This window comes from Flavobacterium sp. N2820, from assembly GCF_025947285.1.
Taxonomy (GTDB): Bacteria; Bacteroidota; Bacteroidia; order Flavobacteriales; family Flavobacteriaceae; genus Flavobacterium.
Genome location: NZ_CP110008.1, coordinates 1,693,992 through 1,714,978 on the forward strand (window position 1 = coordinate 1,693,992; position 20,987 = coordinate 1,714,978).

The following is a 20,987-nucleotide window of genomic DNA, read 5'->3' on the forward strand; positions in this document are numbered from 1 at the left end:
TTAATACACACAAATTTTTTAATATTTCTATTTTGAGCACAATTGAAACCATTTTAGCAACCGCAAAAAAAACACTTTTATCTGAAAGTAAAAGCATTGAAAACCTAGTAAATTACTTGGACGATGACTTTGCAAAAAGTGTTACCGAAATATACAATACCAAAGGAAGATTGGTGGTAACCGGAATTGGAAAAAGCGCATTAATCGCTCAAAAGATTGTTGCCACTTTAAATTCAACTGGAACACCTTCTATGTTTTTACATGCTGCTGAGGCTGTTCATGGCGATTTAGGAATGGTACAACCCGAAGATATTGTAATTTGTATATCAAAAAGTGGAAACAGTCCAGAAATAAAAGTACTAGCACCATTACTAAAACGTTTTGGCAATACTTTAATTGGAATGACAGCGGACAAAAACTCTTTCTTAGGAAAAGAATCCCATTATATTTTGCATGCTTATGTTGAAAGTGAAGCTTGTCCTAATAACTTAGCACCTACAAATAGTACAACAGCTCAATTGGTACTTGGAGATGCTTTAGCAGTTTGTTTAATGGAATTGCGTAATTTTAAAAGTGATGATTTTGCAGTGTATCATCCAGGTGGTGCTTTAGGTAAAAAATTATTACTTCGTGTAAAAGATATGTTAGATACTACACACAAACCAATGGTAACTCCAGATGCTTCCATCAAAAAAGTAATTATGGAGATTTCTGAAAAACGTTTAGGAGTAACTGCAGTAATCGAAAATAATCAAGTAATTGGTATTGTAACCGATGGAGATATTCGTAGAATGCTGAACAACCGAGATACTTTTGCCGATGTAACAGCACAAGATATTATGACGAAAAATCCAAAAAACATCAACTCGAGTATTTTGGTTTCGGAAGCATTGGATATTTTAGAAAACAACTCCATTACCCAATTAGTTGTAATTGATAATAATGAATACAAAGGAATTTTACATTTACACGACATTTTAAAAGAAGGCATCGTATAATGGCGAAAAAAAACATAAAAGAGATGTCGTTTTTAGATCATCTCGAAGAATTACGTTGGTTATTAGTCCGAAGCACAATTGCTATTTTAGTTTGCGCCGTTGTGGCTTTTTTCTTCAGTGATTTTATTTTTAGTGAAATTATTTTTGGACCAAAAAGTCCCGATTTTGTAACCTATCAATTTTTCTGTGAATTGGGTAAACAATTTGATATGGCAGACACGATGTGTATTACCGAAATCAATCTTCCTATCCAAAACAGAGAAATGGGAGGACAATTTTCAATGCATATGTGGACGTCTATTACCGTTGGATTTATACTCTCTTTTCCTTTTGTATTGTGGGAAATTTGGAAATTCATCAGTCCTGCTTTATATGATAATGAAAAAAAATATGCCATTTCGTTCATCATTGTTTCATCAATATTATTTTTTGTAGGTGTTTTATTTGGCTATTATTTAATTGCACCTTTATCGGTTCAATTTTTTGCTAGTTATATTCTAAGTCCAGAAATCAGTAATGCTATTGATATCGACTCCTACGTTAGCTTAATGAAAACTTCAGCTATAGCAAGTGGTTTATTATTTGAATTGCCCATCATAATTTATTTCTTAACAAAAATTGGTTTAGTAAATCCAACGTTTTTAAGAAAATACCGAAAATACACTTTGGTGATTGTTTTGATAGTTGCTGCAATTATAACACCACCCGATGTGATTAGCCAGGTAATTGTAACCATTCCTATTATGATTTTATATGAAGTCAGCATTTTAATCAGTGCAATTGTGGTTAAAAATCAAGAAAAAGAAAAATTAAAAGCATAAACTATGTCAGATTTAGTAAAAGAATTCAATGATTACCGTTCAAAAATGAACGAAAAATTATTAGCCGATAACAACAAAGTCATCAAAAGAATTTTCAATGTAGATACAAATGCTTACATGGAAGGTGCTTTAGATGTAAAAACTAAAGAACTTCTAGGATTAGTAGCTTCTGCTGTATTGCGTTGTGACGATTGCATTAAATATCATTTAGAAACCGCTTACAAAAATGGCGTTACAAAAGAAGAAATGATGGAAAGTATGGGAATTGCTACTTTAGTGGGCGGAACCATTGTAATACCTCATTTAAGACGAGCATACGAATTTTGGGAAGCACTTGAAGAAAGTGTTCAGTAATCAGTAACAGTAATCAGTATAAGTTAAAACAAAATTAAAGTAAGTTTTAGCATTAAATAAAATTTATACTTTTACAAAAAATTGGCTCATTGCCGAATTGACTAATTGACACATTACCAAAATGAAATTAAGAGCAGAAAATTTAGTTAAAACCTATAAAAAAAGAAGTGTAGTAAAAGGAATTTCCGTTGAAGTAAATCAAGGGGAAATCGTAGGTTTATTAGGTCCAAATGGTGCCGGAAAAACCACTTCGTTCTACATGATTGTAGGTTTAGTAAAACCAAATAGCGGCAATATTTATCTGGATGATATGGACATCACCAATTATCCAATGTATAAACGTGCACAAAACGGAATTGGTTATTTGGCGCAAGAAGCTTCTGTTTTTAGAAAACTAAGTATCGAAGATAACATATTGAGCGTACTACAATTAACTACCCTTTCAAAAGAAGCACAAGAAGCTAAAATGGAAGAATTAATTGCTGAGTTTGCTTTAGAACATATTCGTACCAATCGTGGAGATTTACTTTCAGGTGGAGAACGTCGTCGTACCGAAATTGCACGTGCTTTAGCAACTGATCCAAAATTCATTCTTTTGGACGAACCTTTTGCAGGCGTTGACCCTGTAGCAGTAGAAGATATTCAACGAATTGTAGCGCAATTAAAAAATAAAAACATCGGAATTTTAATTACAGACCACAACGTACAAGAAACATTAGCAATTACCGATAAAACCTACTTAATGTTTGAAGGTGGTATTCTAAAAGCCGGAAAACCAGAAGAATTAGTAGCAGACGAAATGGTAAGACGTGTTTATCTTGGACAAAACTTCGAATTGCGTAAAACTAAAATTGACTTCGAAGCACCTAAAACAACTATCATTCACGGAAAAGGAGAATTAAACTCAAACAAAGAGTAGTTTTTTTGTTTATTACCGTTTCAAAAATTACTGACAGCAAAATAAACTAAGGGTATAGTTTAATGTGATTCATGCAAAGTGAAACGACTATCAACACAAAGTAAATCTATTGTAGCTATATGCTTCTAAAAAATTAGTGCTCTTTGTGCCTTCCTTGTGTTCCTTGTGGTTAAAAATCATCGAATACACTTCAACAGCAATTTATTCTTATCGCCATTAAAAATATTGACATCCACCATTCCTTTAATTCCTTCGATCTGAGCTTTTTCGGTGAATTGCCAAAACTGCCAATCAGATTCTAAATCATTTCGCCAAAAATTATAATTGGCAATCCAAAGTGGATATTCTGAAAATTCTTCTTTTAAGAAATCGGTATAATAACTTTCTCCCGAATAAATGATGGGTTTTACTTTGTAATGCTTTTCAACTTTATTTAACCAACGTCGTAAACCAACTTTTAAGCTATCAATCGATTGTGATTTGGGTAATTTTTCAATGTCTAGAACAGGAGGCAAATCACCTTTTTGCAATCTTACGGTTTTGATAAAATTTTCGGCTTGTTCAATCGAATTTTCGTTGGGACGATAATAATGATAAGCACCTCGAATCAATTGACGCTCTTTTGCAGCTTTCCAATTCTCTTTAAATTTGGAATCAATTTTATCTTTTCCAGCGGTGGAACGAATAAAAACAAACGATAGTTCAAACGCTTCATCAATATGGTAGGTTTGCTCCCAATCGATTTCGCTTTGATATTCTGAAACATCAAAACCAATGGCTTTATTATCGTGTTTATGAAGTACTTCGTAGATTCTGATATCGGCTAATTTTCGTTCATCGGCAGATAATTCGTTGGCATATTTATCGGTTTTAAAACCTAAATAATACAGAAATCCATCTCGAAATTTATAAATACTAATCGCAATAATTAGTATCAGAAAAAAAGAAAAAACAACCAAAAACCACTTTCCAAAAAAACGGGGTTTACTTTTCTTAACAGTTCTTTTTCTTCGAATTGGTTGTGCCATTATTTTTTAGCCAAAACAGTATTGTTTATAACCGATAACGCAACATAAAGTAAAATTATTATAGGCAAAGCTGTAAATCCTAATACAAACAATAAAACAACCGATAATACTAAAAAGAGCACTTGTAGCTTATTTTTTTCCCAACTAAAATCTTTCATTTTTAATGAAAATAAAGGAATTTCTGCATTCAACATATAAGCACTTAATATAGCGATTCCAAGTAAAACAAACGGATTGTACAAAGCATCAACCAACCATTCATGTGTTCCCGCATATTGAATCATCGGAATACTCATAATCAATAATGCATTTGCAGGTGTAGGTAACCCAATAAAAGAATCTGTTTGACGCGTGTCTATATTAAATTTTGCTAAACGATAAGCAGAAGCTAGCGTGACTATGAAGCCCAAATAAGGCACAAATCCCATGTAGTAAAACTCTTCTGTCAAAAAATATTTAGACGTATCATCTTCTTGAATATCTTGGAACAATTTAAAAAGCATTAATCCTGGCACAACACCACTAGTAACCACATCGGCAAGAGAATCCAATTGCAAACCTAATTCGCCTGAAACGTTAAACTTTCTAGCAAAAAAACCGTCCCAAAAATCAAAAAAGATACCTAAGCTAACAAAGATAAAAGCTTCATCATAATACCCTTTAAAAATAGCAATAATTGCTAATAAGCCACTTGCAAGGTTTAATAAAGTAATGGTGTTTGGAATGTGTTTTTTAATTTGCATACAAATACGTTTAAAAATGGTCAAAAGAAGCAACGTTACTAATTTACAGCAAATGTAATACAATAAGTTAATACTTTTAGAGTTTAGTATTTGAGAAATTTATTTCATCTTTGTAAAAAATTTGGCATTGAAAAAGATCTTTTTAATTCTATTCGTTGGAATAACTGCCCTAAACTATGCGCAAACAGTTCGAAAATACTCGAATGAGTTTATGAATATTGGGGTGGATGCTGCTGCTTTGGGAATGTCTAATGCAGTAGTTTCTCATACGAGTGATGTAAATTCGGGCTACTGGAATCCTGCAGGTTTACTAAAATTAGAAGACAAACAATTTTCGTTAATGCATGCGAGTTATTTTGCAAATATTGCCCAATATGATTATGCTGCTTTTGCGATGCCAATTGACAACCGAAGTGCCGTTGGAATTTCGTTAATTCGTTTTGGAGTAGATGACATTTTAAATACCACACAACTAATTGACAGCGAAGGAAATATAGATTACAACAGAATTTCATTATTTTCAACCGCCGATTACGGTTTAACCGTTTCCTATGCGAGAAGTTTACCCATCGAAGGATTAAATTATGGCGTGAATGCCAAGGTAATTCGAAGAGTTATAGGTGATTTTGCTAATTCGTGGGGATTTGGATTGGATTTAGGAATCCAATATATCAGCGAAGACGAAGATTGGAAATTTGGGTTAATGATTAGAGATATTACAACTACATACAATACGTGGACAATCGACGAAGAAAAATACCAGGAAATTGCAGATGCCGTACCCGGTGAAAATCAAGAATTGCCAGAAACGAGCGAAATTACCTTACCAAAAGCGCAATTGGGTATGTCTAAAAAGTGGATTATTCGCTACGATTATAGTTTAGTTGCTGCAGCTAATTTAAACATGCAATTTGCCAGAACAAACGATATTATTTCTACCAATACAGTGAGTATTGACCCTGCTTTAGGATTTGAATTTGGTTATATAAATTTAGTTTATTTGCGAGGTGGAGTTGGAAATTTTCAACAAATTACCCAAATAGACGATTCTAAAAAACTGAGCTTTCAACCCAATATTGGTATCGGATTCAAATATAAAGGAATTCATGTTGATTATGCACTAACCGACTTAGGTGATCAAAGTGCCGCTTTGTATTCGAATATTTTTTCGATAAAAGTAGATTGGGAATTGTTTAGATAATTTAAGAAAAAAGAGCAAAGAAACTAGAAGAAAGACTTTAAATAAAATGATAAAAAAACTACTTTTCACGCTACTTATTTTAATTTCTTTTCATGGATTTTCCCAAAATATATCCCTTTCAAACCAAGCGAAAGTAAGTATTTTAACCTGTGGCACTGGACCAGAATCATATGCAATGTATGGACATACGGGAATTCGAATTCAGGATACAGCCCAACAAATTGATGTAGTTTACAATTATGGCGCGTTTGATTTTAATACCCCTAACTTCATCGGGAAATTTATAAAAGGTGATTTACAATATTTTGTAACAAATGGAAGTTATATCGATTTTTACTACAATTATCAAGCTGAAAATCGTGAAATTATCGAACAAAATCTGGCACTTTCTTCGACACAAATCAATCAATTGTTTCAGCAACTAAATGCCTCTGTTTATAGTGATGATCGATTCTATACCTATAAATTTATTGATAGAAATTGTACTACAATGGTTGTGGATAAAATCAATAGCACATTAGGCAGTGAATACATAAAATCGGCCACAACAAATCAATCGTATAGAGAAATCTTGTATCCCTACATGACTGATTTTTATATGAAATTAGGCATTCAATTGATTTTTGGTGCAAAAGTAGATGAACCTGCTACTCGCCTATTTTTACCTTATGAATTCAAAAAAGCAATTTCGGATACAAAAGTAAACGGAAGCGGTATTGAACAATCAAACAAAACCATCTTAGAAGCTAGAAAAACGGATCTTCCATTCAATTGGTTAAATTCGATTTATTCTTTAATTGGAGCGCTTTTACTTTTAGTTATTTTAGGTAAAAAGTGGCTAAAAATTAGTTATTTTATCTTTGCTGGATTATTAGGAGTTTTCTTTTCTTTAGTAGGATTATACTCGCTACATGAAGAAATATTATGGAATTATAACATTCTATTATTCAATCCTTTAGTGTTATTTTTTACATGGTATTATTGGAAAGGTAATTGTGCAAAAATTGTGCTTTTTGGAAAAATTTGTCTTGGGTTTCTACTAGCATATTTTGTTTATATGTTAAACAAAATACATTTAGAAATTGTGTGGCCTTTTATCGTATTACATTTTTACTGGATAGCAAAAATTGTTTTACAGAATAAAAAATGTAATATAGTTCGCGGATAAAACGGATTCTCTGAGGCGAAACGCTGGGTAAATAAATTTTTATCACTTGATTTTTCATCATGTATTTCCTAAAACTGACTACGAAACACTGATCACTGTAAACTGAATACTGCACACTGATTATTGTCCTCTAAAAAACAAAATAGTACTCATTGTTTTTAAAACGATATTGATATCCAAAAACAAACTTCGGTGTTTAATGTAATATAAATCGTAGCGCAATTTCATCAAACTATCTTCTAGATTAGAACCATACGAATAATTCACTTGAGCCCAACCCGTAAGTCCTGGCTTAATTACGTGTCTAGTTTGATACAAGGGAATTATAGCCGAAATTTCAGTAACAAAAACTGGGCGTTCTGGTCGTGGACCAATGATTGCCATTTCACCTTTTAGCACATTAATAAATTGAGGCAATTCGTCTAAACGCGTTTTTCGAAGAAACTTACCAAATGGAGTTATCCTAGCATCACCAACAGTTGCAAAAACAGCACCATTTTTCTCTGCATCTTGAACCATTGTTCGCAATTTGTAAATTGTAAAAGGGATTCCGTTTTTTCCTACTCGTTCTTGCGAATAAAAAAAGCTTCCACGGTTGGCTATAAGATTTACCAACCACAAAATGGGTGCAATTGAAAAGAACCCGAGCAAACCCAAAACCGAAAAACCTATATCAAAAATTCGGCTGAAATAGACATATAACTTATTTTGATTGCTACGACTAAAAGGAAAAAACTTATACAATTCTTTACTCTCAAAGTTAATCGGCAATCTGTAAGTGCTATTTTCGTATACTTCTTTGTATTGTCGTATGACTAATCCGCGCTCCAAATAACGCAATAACTCAGCGTATAATTCAACCGAGTTACTTTTGTTTTTTATTTGCGAAACTACAATTTCTGACACATAATTTTTATAAATAAAATTTTCTAAATGGGCTTCGTCTACCAAATGAATTCTTGTTTTTTGAGGAACCTCATCTGTAGCAACATAACCTACAACTTTGTAGTGAGGATTAACTGTAAATAATTCGGCAACTAAATCATCAATTTCTTTGCTGCTCCCTATGAAAAGTACTTTTTTTACAAATCGATTGGAAGCTAAAAAAACAATATACAAATTACGCCAAATCAATAAAGCGAAGAATATGGCAAAGAAAAACAAAATAATTTGCAATCGATTGGAAGGCAAAACTGGAGTATACAGAGGCGTTAACAAATACAAAAGCGTTGTCAAAGCGGTTGTAAGTACAATACTTTTTGAAACTTGAAAGCGATTACTAGCTGTTTGTAAATTATACATTTCGAAAATAGTTCCAAAAAAATTAATGTAAACGGCTAAAACGATAGTCCAGTAGAAATTTGTCCTTGAAACTTTAAAATAATCGAATTGAAGAAAATGCCCAATTAATGCTAAAATTAACACTATAAAAAGCACATCCATTGTACGCAAAAGGATTTTACGTTCAGAAATTTCAAAATGAATTCTTTTTTTGTTGTGCATAATCTGGGGCGAAATTGATGCAAAGTAACAAATAATTGTGAGAACTTATAAAAAAAAATATTTTTTCTAATCCAACAAATTAATCCATTGTTTTTTAACCACTTGCCAATCCATTTGTGCTACTAAATGTTTTGCGTTTAGTATCATTTGTTGTGTTTCTTCTGGATGCGCTAACAATCGTTGGATTGCCTCTACCATTCCAGAAACATCAGTATCATCAACTAACAAAGCATCTACTTCATGTGTTAGTAAAAATGGAATTCCACCTACATTGGTACTCACAACCGGCAAACCAAGTGCCATGGCTTCCATAACACTTACTGGAGTATTATCAAAATGTGTGGTATTCATAAAAATATCGTGTGTTGAAGCCAACTGCCACCAATCCTCTTTAGACAATTTCCCAGTAAAAGTAACGGGTACAGATGCATCAGAGGCATAAGTTTTGGTAGTTAGCAAACTACCATCTTTATCGGGCCCCACCATAGTGAGTGTAGCTTTTGGATATTTTTTTTGCAAATCCACTAATACTTTTACAGCCATCATAGGATTATAAATGGAAGCAAAGGCGCGCACCCAAAGCAACTTTGGAGCAAATTGTACTCTTTGTTTAAACGTGTAACTTTCAAGAGCAATAGTATTCGGAATATGAAGAACATTACCGTATCCTTCTTGCTCAAAAGCTTGTTTTAAATAACCTGAAGGAGCCACATTGCAATAAGCATTAGCAAAAACCAACCGACATAATCTAGGATTCCTTTTTAACCGATTTGGTAAATCACCACCATGCAAAATAGGAATGTATTTGATGCTTAAAATTCGTGCAAACTGACTACACACAAAAGCATACCAAAACGCTTTAGTGCTGTAAGTATCTATCAATAAATAAGAAACTTTATTGCTATACTTAAAAACGGCACACACCATATCCAACATTCGAAAAGGAAATGATTTTTTATCAGAAGCATAAACAACCAAATAGTGCTCTTGCTCCAATTGTTGGCCTAGCGTTTCTATAGTAGTTTTGTTATAACCGTGTTTAGACAGTTGATTCCCTATGTACAACAGGTGCTTCTTCATTGATAAATGAAACTTTTAAAAGTGATAAGGCATAAATAAAAGCAGGAGCTGCAATTCGCATTGCGGCATGATTGATGGTTAAAAGCCAGAATATAACAAATGAAAAGACAAAAATATTTTGTTGATTATTCAGGTATAGTAAAAATGGTGTTATTAATAATATTATCAATGCAAAAAGACCGAACATTCCATGTTCAGCTAACATTCTGGTAATTTCATTATGTGATGCAGCATCAAGACCTGTAGTCTCTAATCGATATTCTTTATTTTTACCAACCCCTACCCCAAATATAGGATTTTCCAAAAACATATTAAACTCTGATTCTATCAATTGTTCTCTACCAGTAAGTTTACTTAGTTTTTCTCTTCCTCTTGCGTCTTGATTAGCATAACGTTTATCAATTAATCCACTAGTTTGGATTGAGCTATATAACCATATACCTCCTAGCGCAAATGCTCCAAAAACAACCAACATTACAACTTTCGATTTTGCTTCAGCCTTGGTATAATACAAAAGTAAAAACACTACTACCAAAATCATCACAAAACCGGTGATCACTCCCCCTCTTGAAAATGTAACTATTCCTCTAAAAGTAATGATGATAAAAAATAAAATATTAATATTTCTAATTAATGTTGTTTTAGAACTTAAAACAATCTTAACAAAAAAAAGAAAAATACCTAAACCTAATATTGTTGACACTTGATTGGGACCAAAGCCACCAGAAGTTTCAAAATTTGATTCCGTATTAGTTACAACATCTTTAACACTTGGAGTATACAAATACATATAAACTAGAGTAGCCATCAATGGATAAGCTAACATGTCTAGTATTTTTTTTATTTGTTCAAAAGTAATTTTGCGTTGATAGCAATAAATTGAACAAACCATCAGTGTAATAGGCCCAATTATATTAAATGTGATGGCTTTTCTAATATCTGTTTCAAAATTCAAAGTAAAAAACGACAAAAAAATACTTGGCAACAAAAGCATTCCGAAAATCCAATACAGAATGGCATTTTTGGAAAAACCTTTAAAAAACATCCCAATTAACAAAACCCCCATTACCCCATATTTTGCATATTGTTCAAAAAAATTACCTTCTGTCATCCGCAAAAATACTTCGGCCCCTACTATATAGGCTGCTACATAAAGCGCTTCATTATTGGTGTTTTTACGTAATATAACATAACGATATCCTACTAAAATTATTGAAATAGCATATAATTTTGATACGAAAGGCACAAAATAAATTAGTAGTCCAATTACTAAATGGATGAGTACAAACTTAATATATTGATTTGATTCGTTTGTTGTCATAATGTTTTTTGATAGGCAACCAGCATTTTATTCATTACTTGTTTAGCTGAATAATTTTGATTTACAAAAATATTCAAATTAGAAGCCAATCGCTTATTTTCGAATGGTTTATTTGTAATTTGTTTTAAAACATGGACTAATGCATTTTCATCTTCCGACTCAAAACAGAATCCTGTTTCATCATTTCTAATAATTTGACTACAATAACCTACATTTGAACAAACTACTAAAACATTTGCTCTCCCATATTCCAATAAAGTAACTGGAAAACCTTCATAAGTGGAAGTTAAAAGACCCACGTTTGATTGATTTAAAATATGTTGAACATCTGTACAAGCACCATAAATAAAAACAGCATGCATTAAATTTTCAGTTTCAATTTTCTTCTTTAAATGATTTGAATATTGATCTGAGTTGTCTTTTCCGATAAAATGTAATGTCCATCCCAAAGAAGCCATTTTGCTTTGAGAAAAAGCAGAAACTGCTAAAAGATGATTTTTAGGCGTTCTTAAATTAGCCAACAAAACGATTCTTTTTCCTTCTTCTCCTTTTAAAAAAGTAACAGCTTTTTCTGTTGCCTTTTCTTCAATATAATTTGGAATAAAATGAATGTTGATTGTTTTTAAATGCTTTAAAGCCCAAGATTGAAGTTCTTGATTCACTGTAAAAACACCACTAAAAAAATAGGAAGAGATTTTTATAAAAAAATTTGCCTTACTATTTTCAACTCTATTTCCAAAATGATCATGCCAAAATATTTTTATTGATGGAATAGTCATTTTTAATAAAACAGCAAAAAAATACGAACTACCGTGTGCATGAACAACTAAAACCTTGTTCTTTATTACAAACTTTCTTAACCGCAATAATGCTGAAAAATCTAATGCTTTTTCCTTTTCTAAAAAAAGATAATCTACTTTTGAGTTGATGCTCTCTTTTAAACTACCTTCTAAACGAGTAACCACTAATCCAGAAAAAGAAAGTTCATTTCCAAAAGTATTTGCAATAGTAACTGCCATTCGTTCAGCGCCACCTGGCTCTAAACTATCAATTAACTGAATTACTCTAATATCTTGAACTGATTTCACTCGTAGAAATTAATAATTGTGTAAATATAGAAAAAGAAAGGTAAGCACAGGAGAAGTTGAATTACAAATTGTATTTAAAATAATAGCTAAATTAATTCTCCTTTTAGCAACTTACTTATTTCAGTTTCAAACATATTGGTTGTGAATTGTTGAGACCACGATTGTCCTTCCGAAACCATTTTTTGACACAGCACTTGATTATTTATAACTTCTGTAATTTGGTTAGCATCTTCGCATAATTTTTCACGTAAAATAATACCTCTACTTCCATTTCCCATCATATAAGTAACACAAGAAACAGGCGAAGCTATTGGAACACAACCCCAAAACATCGCTTCAGCAATTACTTTTGGCCATCCTTCACTTTTAGAGGGTAAAATAAGAAAATGACTTGTTTGGTAGGCTTCTAAAATCGTTTCTTTAGGTTGGTTTCCTTTTAGTTTAATTAATTCACTCAAATTATTTTGAGATATATAGTGTTCTATTTCTGTTCTTAAAACACCTTCACCATATAAATCAAAGATAACTTTTTCTCCTTTTTTACACAACTCTTCTACAAGTTGAACCGCATACAAAGGTTGTTTCCCTTTAGACAATGTACCTACAAAAAGAAAACGATAAGGTGCTGTAAATTTTGAACGTTGAATATTATATTTTGAATGTTGAACGTCTATTTCATCATAGGTAGCAGTAAAAAAAGGCTTTATATTTTTTGTTTGATTTTCCCAATCACCATATACCAAGACTTGCATGTTCTTAGTTAAGAATGTATTGCTTAAAATCCAACGTTGTAATTTGTAGGTAAGAGGCTGTTTTGCTTTTGGATCCCAATTGCCAGCATATTTAGCTGTTTTTATTTTTTTAGGAAAAAGTATTTGAACAATTAATGCCAATAATGATATGTTTCCTGGACAACGCAAGTGAATATGGTCCGCTTTTTTCATCGCTTTAAATATTCGATATAAATCGATTAAAGCCTTTGGAATTGCTTGTAAAATATTAGAAAAAGAAGTAATATCAAATTCTTCCAACTCGATAGTTGGAGCTATTTCAAAAGAAATTGGAGCTATTAATAACTTTTTATCTTCATTCCAAATAGGACAACAAAACTGAATTGAATTAGTATGTTTGGCCCATAATTGCATTTCCTTTTCGTAAGGCGCATAAAGTTGGTTTTTTCCGTCTTTTTGAACTATGGGTGCTGAAGAAATTACAACTAACTTCATTTTAAATGTAGCCCTCCGAACTTTTTTCTGATACTTTAATAGCTGGAACACCAAGCATCACACTGTTGTAAGCGACATTACTATTTACTAATGAACAAGCAGCTATCAAAACATTGTCTTCCACGACAATATTTCCAGCCACAACAGCATTTGCACCAATATAAACATTGTTCCCAATTTTTGGAACACCTCTTTTTTCACCATGCCCAGAAACACCAATTGTTACTCCTTGCGAAATATTACAATTGTTTCCAATAACTGTCTTTGCATTTAGAATAATTCCTCCAAAATGTCCTATATAAAAAGAATGTCCAATTTGTGCAGAAGCGGGTATCGAAATTCCTGTTAGCACTTCAATTGCTTTTTGCCAAAACAAACACAAAATTCGCAATACTTGTTTTACAATTGGAACAGGTGTTTTATATACAGCATGTGCAATTCGGTACTGAAAAACAGCCCAAAATCCTTGCGTTAAAAATATAATTGTAACAAAATTACCACCATATTTTTTATATTTTTTATAATCCAAAAATACAAGATTCCAACAGCCCATTTACTTTTATTCATTTTAAAAAGTAAATATACAATTTACACCTATAAATGTCTTATTTTCTCTTGTAAAATTCTTTTAATTCTAAAATCACATCATTTACTTCTAAGCCTTGGTCTCTACAAAACTCTTTTACTGTAATTTTTTGATGCTTTTCTTTATGATTTTTTCTTTTAATTACCCTTACAACTCTTCTTGCATAGCTCGAGCTTACTCTTAAAATAACTTCGACATCTTTTGGCTTAATGATTAATCGTGACATAATTTTTGTATTTATAATTACTATTTTTTTACTTATTTGAATCCCTTTCAAATTATTTTTCAAAATAAAAACATGTTCAAAATAAAATGTGTTACGTGAAAACTTACATTATTAAAATTTCATGAAACAAATGTAAAATCAACACTTTAAAAAAAATAGGACAGTTCAATTTGAGATGTTTGATACTAATTTACTTCTAATCATCTTTACTAAAAAAAACCATACTATTTTTAATATGTTTATAATTTTATTTGGAAAATTACTCTAATTTACATCTGTGGCGATATGTTGTAAAATGTGGTGATCTGTAAATTTTGGGTTTGCGGATTTGCCTCAAAAAAGCAAAAAGTTATCATTTTTGTTGTTGATAACTTTAAGCATTACATCCTATTTCCAGAAAAAAAGTCTTGTTTAATTTTTGACTTTGGTTTAACGCATTTCTACGGGATATGTATGGGGTATGTATGGGATAAGTACGGCAAATGGATGTTGAGTCATATAAAACGAATTCGCAAAAGCGAAACACAGATGTTGACATCTTTTTTTGCATTAGAAAGTTGCGAATTGTTTTAACAGTATTACTTCCTTTTTTTTGAAATAGTTTGTGCGAAAATAGATTTACAAAGAATTGGCTCTTTAAATTGGGATACTGGTAAAAATTAATGCTTTTATCTGCTTTGCTTTATTATTACACTCTTTGCTTTTTATGATTAAAATGGTGGTACTCTTGAACTAAAATGGAACAAAACGCTTCTATTGAGTACTTACGGAACGTTCTATTTGTTTGCTAATCAAGACAGTTATAGTTTTGAAATCGAAATCAAGGCGCCTGATTCAAATAGTATATTTTTTAATCATTAAATTACAGAAATTATGGCAAAGCAAAAGTCTTTCCTAAAAGTAGCGGGAACGCTAGATGGTCTAACATTTTATAAGAGTGTAGACGGGCACTTAGTGCGCACCAAAGGTGGTGTTTCAAAAAGTAGAATTATGAATGATCCTGCTTACATCAGAACACGAGAAAATATTGCAGAATTTGGCAATACAGCTCAGTCGGGTAAATTATTACGCAATGCCATTGGTACAATGCTTAATCGAGCTAAAGACCCGCGTATGAGTAGTCGGATGATGGGGGTTTTGAGTAAAGTTAGACAATTAGATGCTAGTTCTTCACGAGGGGAACGCGTTGTTAGTGAGGGAATTTCAACCTCCAGTGGCAAGCAATTATTAAAGGGATTTGATTTCAACAATCGAGCGGCTTTGCAAGCTGTGTTCCATGCTCCTTTTAATTTGGACACTGCTACAGGAGTTATCACCATTGCAGATTTTGTTCCATTAGACCAGTTACAAATTCCAGAAGGAGCTAGTCATGTTTCTTTCCGCAGTGCATTTATCAATTTAGATTTTACAAACGGGACATTTGACACACAGTACAGCCCAATTGTTAATAGAGTGTTGGACATGAATTCAACTACTATTACGTTAACTCCTGTAGCGATACCTTCAGGATCAGGAACTCAATTGCATTTGCTTTTGATTGAATTTTTCCAAGAAGTTAATGGACTACAGTATCCTTTACGTAATGGTGCGTTTAATGTTTTAAACTTGATTGATATTGTTTGAGTTTAATCCTTTTCATTAAAAAGAGCCTCAACATTTTGTTGAGGCTCTTTATTTAACCGCAAGTAAAATATAAAAAGTAATAAGACTAAAAAGTTTATACTTGTATTATTGAATTTTACACCTTTCTAACCCCTCTCGAAGAGGAAACTTATGTTAAAATTTTAGTATAAAACTTTATATTTTCTTCAACGATGGTCTTAATATCAAATTGTTCTAACACTTTAATCCTTGCTTTTTTTCCTAGCTGATGTGCTAAATCTTCATTATCTAGAATTTGAATAACTTTGTTGGCTATATCAGTTGGCTCGTGTGGATTGCACAACAAACCTGTTTCGTTATGCGTAATTACTTCAGGTCCTGGCCCTAATTTTGTGAATACTACAGCCTTTTCCATTGCCATTGCCTCAGGAGCAACTAAACCTAGTGTTTCCATGTGTGATGGAAACACACAAACGGCAGCTTTTGCATACGCATTGTGAATTTTTTCATAAGATAAAACTCCATGAAAAATAACATCTTTTGATACATCTCCCAATTGTGGCAATTCGGTCTCTTGCAACATTTTCACATAAGAACTTCCATCCGGAAAAAACCAATCTCTTCCATAAATATTTAAAATGGCATTTGGGAATTTTTCTTTTATGAATGGAAAGGCTTGAATTAGCTGACGCACTCCTTTTTTCTCACAAATGGTTCCTGCAAAAGTTATATTATTTTTTTCTATTTCACTCTTTTGAGGTTGAAACAACAGACTACTGATTGGGTTAAAAATTACTTCAATTGGTTTATTATGATAACTTAAATAGTTTGCCGTATGGGTTTTTACATAGTTTGAAACGGAAATAAAAGCATCGGCTTTTTTAAACGAACGTTTTTCTTGAAAACCTTTCCATTTATTAATTTCTCTGTTTTCAGCTTCAGCAAAAAAATGATGCCCACCATGCAAACGAATTACATACTTTATATCTTTTATTTTAGGTAAAAATGCGAAAGAGAGTTCAGCACCTTCAATACTATTAATTGGCTTTTTTTTATGCAAATTTGCAATCGTTGTTGCTATTGCTATTGAATTAAAAAACCAAGCCAACCCCTTTACTTTACTTTTTTTTACCCGAATAATTGTAACACCATTCAGCTGTTGTGTTTCATTAATTGCATTATAATTTAAACCCACAACCGAAACCTGTATTCCTTTTTGTGTTAATGCTTCGGCCATGGTTTTTGTAAAACTACCTAAACCGCCATGCGGGAAGCCTTCTTTAGGGTATTCGCTGGTAAGAAAACAAATGTGCATAGCTATAAAATTAAACCCTTATGATTAAAGTTTTCTGAAGTATTCTTAATGAAATTTAGATTTTGTACGTAGTCCTCAAAATATCTATCTTTCATTTCACGTATATAAGGCGCATAACCATAATAATGATTTCCATGCTTAATATGCTGTACGTGTGTAATAATGGCTAATTTCATGAGTATAGATAATGACACAAAATTAACACATTTAATAAAAAGCAGGGAATTAAAAAATACAAAATCACATTAGGCTTTTAAACTTTGTATGAATTCCATGGTAATGGGTTTACTGGTAAAAAAAATGTTTTCGTTTTCTTTAGCTTTGTGAATATAAAAATCATCAACTGTGGTAGACAACACACAAATTTTAGTAAAACTTTTTACAGTATCTGAAAGTGTATTAAACTTTTCAATAAATTCAAATCCATCTAAAATAGGCATATAAATATCTAGAAAAATTAATTTTGGTAATTTTTCTAGATCATCTTGATACTCTTCAAGGTATTGAATAGCGGTTAATGATGAATTAAATTCCATAATTTCTATGGAATCATCGTGACTCATTATTAATTTTGAAGTGATGTAACAATCGAATTCATTGTCATCAACTATCATTATTTTTTTTATGTTCTGTAACATAGGATCATTAGGGGTATTAATTACAATTTAATAAATTTGATAAACTCTTCTTGTCTGCGTTTAGCAATAGGCAAAGCAACACCATTTGTAAACTCACAATAGAGTCCGTCTTTTTTAGAAATTTTTACTATATGCTTGATATTTACTACATAAGAATGATGAATTCTAAAAAAATAAGTATGCGTTAACACACTATTATATTCACCAAGGTTCTTACTCGATAATATTTTGGTACCATTATTCAATACAAATTCGGTATATTTTCCATCGGCTCTACAATATACGATATCATCTACTTTTATCAATTCGATTTTATCAGCTGATGATATTGCTAAATAACCATTGTTTTGTTGGTTTAAATTAATCGATTGAATTTGGTTTAATTTTTGATCCTGAAAACTAATTTCCATTTCAATAGTTTTAATCACTTTGTAGATGGAAATAATTAAATCATTAAAATCCAGTGGCTTTCTTAAAAAATCAACAGCATTATGGCGATAAGCCGTAAAGGCATCGCGCTCGTCTTTTGAAATAAAAATAAACTTAGGAATATTAAAATCCAATTCTTTAATTAAATTAAAATGAGCCATATTGTCCTCTGTTGGATTTAAAAAAAACCAGCTCGGGACGCATTTCTTGTAACAAAGGAATACTTTCTTGAAGTGAATTTGAATACCCACTAAAAAAAATAATTACAGCATTTTCATCACTAAATCGCTTAATTTGCTGTATTGTTTCTAAATCGTTATCTATGAGTAGGGCCTTGATTAACTTCATTGTTGCGTATTGCGATTGTAAAATATTTTGCTCAAATAAAGCATAAATGTAATAAAAAAACTATTACAACGTATTTATTTTGGAATCGAAAACACAAAGACAGATCCTTCATCGGGAGTTGAGCGCACTGTAATGGTTCCATTTATACTTTCAATCATCTTCATAACGGCTGCCAAACCTAATCCACTTCCAGGATAAGCAGCTTGAGTGTGTAAACGTTTAAATGGCTTAAAAATCAATTCTAAGAATTCGGTTTCAATACCAATACCATTATCAATTACTTCAAAAACATGTGCTTGAGGCTCCTCTTGATAATTAACAGTAATTACTGCTGCATGACCTTCTTTTTGATATTTTAAAGCATTGTCTATAAGATTATTAAAAATCATATGGATAGCCACTTTTGATGTAGAAAGCACTGGTAAATTATGTTTTACAAGCTGTGGTGAAGTAGAATGATATTCGCCCCGTAAGCCTTCAAAAATAGTAGAAACAAGTAAATCAATGTTTACAGAGACATTATCCTCCACTTTTTTGTTGGATTTAGCATAATCAAGTAAATCCACAATCAATCGATCCAATCGTTTTACACTATCAAAAATAATTTTAAAATAATTTTTATTTTTTTCATCAGCGGTTGTACTTCGGGCTTCAATCAACTGTAAAAAAGAGGTAATGGCTCGCAATGGCGATCTTAAATCATGTGCAGCTGTATAAGCAAAAGACTCCATTTCTTCTGCATATTTGGATAATTTACCATGATAAACCGTGAGTTCTTCATTTCTTTTTCGCAATTCTAAAATATAGATAATTTGCTTGGCTAATTTTTTAAGAGTTTGTTTTTGCTCTTCATTGATTTCTTGAACTTTATTACTGCTCACTACACAAAGCATTCCAAATACGATACCCGTGTTAGATGCTAAAGGAACACCATAATAACTCACTAAATTAGGCGCTTCACTTACCAAAGGACTTTCTTTAAATCGGTCATCCATTCGCAAATCGGGAACCTCAAATATTTCTTCTTTAGAAAGTATTGCTTGATAACAAACAGAATGTTCAATTGGGGTTTCAGTAAAGTCTATCCCTATTTTAGACTTAAAAAATTGTCGAGTACCATCAACCAAACTAATCGTTGCGATAGGCATATGACAAATAGAGGAAGCAATTAGAGTAATGTCATCAAAAATTTCCTCGGGCAATGTATCTAAAACATTATATTCTTTTAAAGCTTTTATTCGGTTTTCTTCTTCAATTTGGGAAATCATTTTTTTTAAATTAAATTATAAATAAGCAGTTTTGAAGAAAAATGACTCTAAAACTACTTATTTTATAAAATTAAGTAAATTAATCTAAAATAACTACGAAAATGTACTTAAAAAAGCGATTAAAAAAAACGCGGTGAAAAAATGGCTTCTTTTTTAAAAATCTCAAAGCGCAAGAAAATTTCGTGTGAACCCGAATTATAATTCGCTAATTTAGAGGTTTCAGCATCGTAAGAATATCCTACAAAAAAAGAGTCGCTCAACTGAAAACCAACTAAACCACTAAAAGCAGCCTCTAAACGATAGGCTACACCTAGCGTTAATTTATCATAAAAAAGAAAATTAGCCGTAGCATCAACCTGAAGCGGCGAACCACTAACCAATTTCGTCAGAAAGGCTGGCTTCACTTTTACCGAAGGTGATAAATCAAAAACATAGCCTCCCATAAAATAATAATGCATTCGTTCTTTAGCTAAACTTGAGCTATCATTATTGTTGTCGTCATAATGTTTGGTTTCCAAAAAATTAGGAACCGACAAACCCAAATAATAAGCATCTGAATACCAATACACACCAGAACCAATGTTGGGAGAAAATCGGTTGTCAACATTATTTTGCAATTGTGGATCAGAGGGATCATAAATGCTCAATTTTGTATAATCAATATTTAACAAATTAGCTGTGGTTTTAACCCCAAATGCCAAAGTAGACAAATTACCCAAATCAATGTGATATGAAAAATCAACCGACAAACTATTTTCTACTGCAGGGCCAATTTCATCATTAATAAAAGACACCCCTAATCCCATCGTAGCATTTCGCAATGGTGTATGCGCAGTAACAGTACTGGTTACTGGAGCTCCGTCCAAACCTACCCACTGTGAACGATAAACCCCTGAAATACTCAGCGACTCTCTAGTTCCAGCATAAGCAGGATTTATTACGGATGTATTGTACATGTAATTGGTGTATTGTGGATCTTGTTGTGCAACTGTAGTTGTAGAAAAAAAGAAAAAAAATAGCGAAATTATTTTTAAAAGTTGAGTAGCATAATTCATGATGTAATTGTTAGGGGATTAAAGGGTAAATAAGCACGTTAAACCAAATCATGTATGGGTTTGTAATCTT

22 protein-coding genes are annotated in these 20,987 nt (G+C 31.9%); 7 read left to right on the forward strand and 15 right to left on the reverse strand.

Annotated features, from left to right (window positions below):
- Positions 1-32 precede the first annotated feature (32 nt).
- From OLM52_RS08275 to lptB, 4 genes are all read left to right on the forward strand, one after another.
- Positions 33-998, forward strand: coding sequence for a KpsF/GutQ family sugar-phosphate isomerase (locus tag OLM52_RS08275; RefSeq protein WP_264548067.1), 966 nt, complete (start codon positions 33-35; stop codon positions 996-998).
- Positions 998-1,819, forward strand: coding sequence for a twin-arginine translocase subunit TatC (tatC, locus tag OLM52_RS08280; RefSeq protein WP_264548068.1), 822 nt, complete (start codon positions 998-1,000; stop codon positions 1,817-1,819). The genes OLM52_RS08275 and tatC overlap by 1 nt, the downstream gene beginning before the upstream one ends.
- A 3-nt stretch (positions 1,820-1,822) precedes the next feature.
- Positions 1,823-2,173: a carboxymuconolactone decarboxylase family protein gene (locus OLM52_RS08285; RefSeq protein WP_153207643.1), complete on the forward strand. Its 351-nt coding sequence runs from the start codon at positions 1,823-1,825 to the stop codon at positions 2,171-2,173.
- Positions 2,174-2,294: 121 nt separating this feature from the next.
- Entirely contained in the window at positions 2,295-3,092 is a 798-nt protein-coding gene (gene lptB / locus OLM52_RS08290) for an LPS export ABC transporter ATP-binding protein (protein ID WP_264548069.1), read from the forward strand.
- Positions 3,093-3,268: 176 nt separating this feature from the next.
- Here lptB and OLM52_RS08295 read toward each other — a convergent pair whose 3' ends face one another.
- Both OLM52_RS08295 and OLM52_RS08300 read right to left on the reverse strand, forming a co-directional pair.
- Positions 3,269-4,120: a glycoside hydrolase family 25 protein gene (locus OLM52_RS08295; RefSeq protein ID WP_264548070.1), complete on the reverse strand. Its 852-nt coding sequence runs from the start codon at positions 4,118-4,120 to the stop codon at positions 3,269-3,271.
- Entirely contained in the window at positions 4,120-4,863 is a 744-nt protein-coding gene (locus OLM52_RS08300; RefSeq protein ID WP_264548071.1) for a CDP-alcohol phosphatidyltransferase family protein, read from the reverse strand. The genes OLM52_RS08295 and OLM52_RS08300 overlap by 1 nt, the downstream gene beginning before the upstream one ends.
- A gap of 211 nt (positions 4,864-5,074) precedes the next feature.
- Here OLM52_RS08300 and OLM52_RS08305 point away from each other — a divergent pair, with 211 nt between their 5' ends.
- Both OLM52_RS08305 and OLM52_RS08310 read left to right on the forward strand, forming a co-directional pair.
- Positions 5,075-6,064 carry a PorV/PorQ family protein gene (locus tag OLM52_RS08305; protein WP_264550531.1) on the forward strand — a complete coding sequence of 330 codons (990 nt, stop codon included), beginning with the start codon at positions 5,075-5,077 and terminating at the stop codon, positions 6,062-6,064.
- 46 nt (positions 6,065-6,110) lie between these two features.
- Positions 6,111-7,232 carry a DUF4105 domain-containing protein gene (locus tag OLM52_RS08310; protein ID WP_264548072.1) on the forward strand — a complete coding sequence of 374 codons (1,122 nt, stop codon included), beginning with the start codon at positions 6,111-6,113 and terminating at the stop codon, positions 7,230-7,232.
- Between the two features lie 120 nt (positions 7,233-7,352).
- Here OLM52_RS08310 and OLM52_RS08315 read toward each other — a convergent pair whose 3' ends face one another.
- The 7 genes from OLM52_RS08315 to OLM52_RS08345 form a co-directional block, all read right to left on the reverse strand.
- On the reverse strand, positions 7,353-8,735 hold the full coding sequence (locus tag OLM52_RS08315; protein WP_264548073.1) for an exopolysaccharide biosynthesis polyprenyl glycosylphosphotransferase: 1,383 nt from the start codon (positions 8,733-8,735) through the stop codon (positions 7,353-7,355).
- Positions 8,736-8,801: 66 nt separating this feature from the next.
- On the reverse strand, positions 8,802-9,815 hold the full coding sequence (locus OLM52_RS08320) for a glycosyltransferase family 4 protein (RefSeq protein WP_264548074.1): 1,014 nt from the start codon (positions 9,813-9,815) through the stop codon (positions 8,802-8,804).
- Positions 9,775-11,136, reverse strand: coding sequence for an O-antigen ligase family protein (locus tag OLM52_RS08325; protein WP_264548075.1), 1,362 nt, complete (start codon positions 11,134-11,136; stop codon positions 9,775-9,777). Before OLM52_RS08325 ends, OLM52_RS08320 begins: the two co-directional genes overlap by 41 nt.
- Positions 11,133-12,224: a glycosyltransferase gene (locus tag OLM52_RS08330; protein WP_264548076.1), complete on the reverse strand. Its 1,092-nt coding sequence runs from the start codon at positions 12,222-12,224 to the stop codon at positions 11,133-11,135. Before OLM52_RS08330 ends, OLM52_RS08325 begins: the two co-directional genes overlap by 4 nt.
- An 86-nt stretch (positions 12,225-12,310) precedes the next feature.
- Positions 12,311-13,450 carry a glycosyltransferase family 4 protein gene (locus OLM52_RS08335; RefSeq protein WP_264548077.1) on the reverse strand — a complete coding sequence of 380 codons (1,140 nt, stop codon included), beginning with the start codon at positions 13,448-13,450 and terminating at the stop codon, positions 12,311-12,313.
- 1 nt (position 13,451) lies between these two features.
- The gene (locus OLM52_RS08340; protein ID WP_264548078.1) at positions 13,452-14,003 is read right to left on the reverse strand and encodes a serine O-acetyltransferase; all 552 of its coding nucleotides are present in this window, start codon (positions 14,001-14,003) and stop codon (positions 13,452-13,454) included.
- Positions 14,004-14,055: 52 nt separating this feature from the next.
- On the reverse strand, positions 14,056-14,262 hold the full coding sequence (locus tag OLM52_RS08345; RefSeq protein ID WP_264548079.1) for a hypothetical protein: 207 nt from the start codon (positions 14,260-14,262) through the stop codon (positions 14,056-14,058).
- Between the two features lie 873 nt (positions 14,263-15,135).
- On the opposite strand from OLM52_RS08345, the gene OLM52_RS08350 reads away from it, so the two are divergent.
- Positions 15,136-15,885: a hypothetical protein gene (locus tag OLM52_RS08350; protein WP_264548080.1), complete on the forward strand. Its 750-nt coding sequence runs from the start codon at positions 15,136-15,138 to the stop codon at positions 15,883-15,885.
- A 148-nt stretch (positions 15,886-16,033) separates the two neighbouring features.
- On the opposite strand, the gene OLM52_RS08355 is transcribed toward OLM52_RS08350, so the two are convergent.
- The 6 genes from OLM52_RS08355 to OLM52_RS08380 all read right to left on the reverse strand — a co-directional run bounded on the left by OLM52_RS08355 (position 16,034) and on the right by OLM52_RS08380 (position 20,917).
- Positions 16,034-17,179 (reverse strand): glycosyltransferase family 4 protein, encoded by a 1,146-nt coding sequence (locus OLM52_RS08355; protein WP_264548081.1) that lies wholly within the window; start codon positions 17,177-17,179, stop codon positions 16,034-16,036.
- Positions 17,180-17,424: 245 nt separating this feature from the next.
- Positions 17,425-17,817 (reverse strand): response regulator, encoded by a 393-nt coding sequence (locus OLM52_RS08360; RefSeq protein ID WP_264548082.1) that lies wholly within the window; start codon positions 17,815-17,817, stop codon positions 17,425-17,427.
- Between the two features lie 20 nt (positions 17,818-17,837).
- A complete protein-coding gene (locus tag OLM52_RS08365; RefSeq protein ID WP_264548083.1) occupies positions 17,838-18,407 on the reverse strand; it encodes a LytR/AlgR family response regulator transcription factor in 570 nt (189 codons plus the stop codon).
- Positions 18,394-18,594 (reverse strand): hypothetical protein, encoded by a 201-nt coding sequence (locus tag OLM52_RS08370; protein WP_264548084.1) that lies wholly within the window; start codon positions 18,592-18,594, stop codon positions 18,394-18,396. The genes OLM52_RS08365 and OLM52_RS08370 overlap by 14 nt, the downstream gene beginning before the upstream one ends.
- Positions 18,595-18,668: 74 nt before the next feature.
- Positions 18,669-19,862 carry a sensor histidine kinase gene (locus tag OLM52_RS08375; protein ID WP_264548085.1) on the reverse strand — a complete coding sequence of 398 codons (1,194 nt, stop codon included), beginning with the start codon at positions 19,860-19,862 and terminating at the stop codon, positions 18,669-18,671.
- Positions 19,863-19,981: 119 nt separating this feature from the next.
- Positions 19,982-20,917 carry a type IX secretion system membrane protein PorP/SprF gene (locus OLM52_RS08380; protein WP_264548086.1) on the reverse strand — a complete coding sequence of 312 codons (936 nt, stop codon included), beginning with the start codon at positions 20,915-20,917 and terminating at the stop codon, positions 19,982-19,984.
- Positions 20,918-20,987: the final 70 nt, after the last annotated feature.

What these genes read in the sequence shown, in the direction of transcription:
- OLM52_RS08350 (WP_264548080.1), top strand. Translation starts at nt 15,136, where the DNA reads ATGGCAAAGCAAAAGTCTTTCCTAAAAGTAGCGGGAACGCTAGATGGT.
- OLM52_RS08285 (WP_153207643.1), top strand. Translation starts at nt 1,823, where the DNA reads ATGTCAGATTTAGTAAAAGAATTCAATGATTACCGTTCAAAAATGAAC.
- OLM52_RS08365 (WP_264548083.1), bottom strand. Translation starts at nt 18,407, where the DNA reads ATGGCTCATTTTAATTTAATTAAAGAATTGGATTTTAATATTCCTAAG.
- OLM52_RS08310 (WP_264548072.1), top strand. Translation starts at nt 6,111, where the DNA reads ATGATAAAAAAACTACTTTTCACGCTACTTATTTTAATTTCTTTTCAT.
- OLM52_RS08380 (WP_264548086.1), bottom strand. Translation starts at nt 20,917, where the DNA reads ATGAATTATGCTACTCAACTTTTAAAAATAATTTCGCTATTTTTTTTC.
- OLM52_RS08325 (WP_264548075.1), bottom strand. Translation starts at nt 11,136, where the DNA reads ATGACAACAAACGAATCAAATCAATATATTAAGTTTGTACTCATCCAT.
- tatC (WP_264548068.1), top strand. Translation starts at nt 998, where the DNA reads ATGGCGAAAAAAAACATAAAAGAGATGTCGTTTTTAGATCATCTCGAA.
- OLM52_RS08335 (WP_264548077.1), bottom strand. Translation starts at nt 13,450, where the DNA reads ATGAAGTTAGTTGTAATTTCTTCAGCACCCATAGTTCAAAAAGACGGA.
- OLM52_RS08315 (WP_264548073.1), bottom strand. Translation starts at nt 8,735, where the DNA reads ATGCACAACAAAAAAAGAATTCATTTTGAAATTTCTGAACGTAAAATC.
- OLM52_RS08300 (WP_264548071.1), bottom strand. Translation starts at nt 4,863, where the DNA reads ATGCAAATTAAAAAACACATTCCAAACACCATTACTTTATTAAACCTT.
- OLM52_RS08345 (WP_264548079.1), bottom strand. Translation starts at nt 14,262, where the DNA reads ATGTCACGATTAATCATTAAGCCAAAAGATGTCGAAGTTATTTTAAGA.
- OLM52_RS08320 (WP_264548074.1), bottom strand. Translation starts at nt 9,815, where the DNA reads ATGAAGAAGCACCTGTTGTACATAGGGAATCAACTGTCTAAACACGGT.
- OLM52_RS08375 (WP_264548085.1), bottom strand. Translation starts at nt 19,862, where the DNA reads ATGATTTCCCAAATTGAAGAAGAAAACCGAATAAAAGCTTTAAAAGAA.
- OLM52_RS08295 (WP_264548070.1), bottom strand. Translation starts at nt 4,120, where the DNA reads ATGGCACAACCAATTCGAAGAAAAAGAACTGTTAAGAAAAGTAAACCC.
- OLM52_RS08340 (WP_264548078.1), bottom strand. Translation starts at nt 14,003, where the DNA reads ATGGGCTGTTGGAATCTTGTATTTTTGGATTATAAAAAATATAAAAAA.
- OLM52_RS08370 (WP_264548084.1), bottom strand. Translation starts at nt 18,594, where the DNA reads ATGAAGTTAATCAAGGCCCTACTCATAGATAACGATTTAGAAACAATA.
- OLM52_RS08360 (WP_264548082.1), bottom strand. Translation starts at nt 17,817, where the DNA reads ATGTTACAGAACATAAAAAAAATAATGATAGTTGATGACAATGAATTC.
- OLM52_RS08305 (WP_264550531.1), top strand. Translation starts at nt 5,075, where the DNA reads ATGAATATTGGGGTGGATGCTGCTGCTTTGGGAATGTCTAATGCAGTA.
- lptB (WP_264548069.1), top strand. Translation starts at nt 2,295, where the DNA reads ATGAAATTAAGAGCAGAAAATTTAGTTAAAACCTATAAAAAAAGAAGT.
- OLM52_RS08355 (WP_264548081.1), bottom strand. Translation starts at nt 17,179, where the DNA reads ATGCACATTTGTTTTCTTACCAGCGAATACCCTAAAGAAGGCTTCCCG.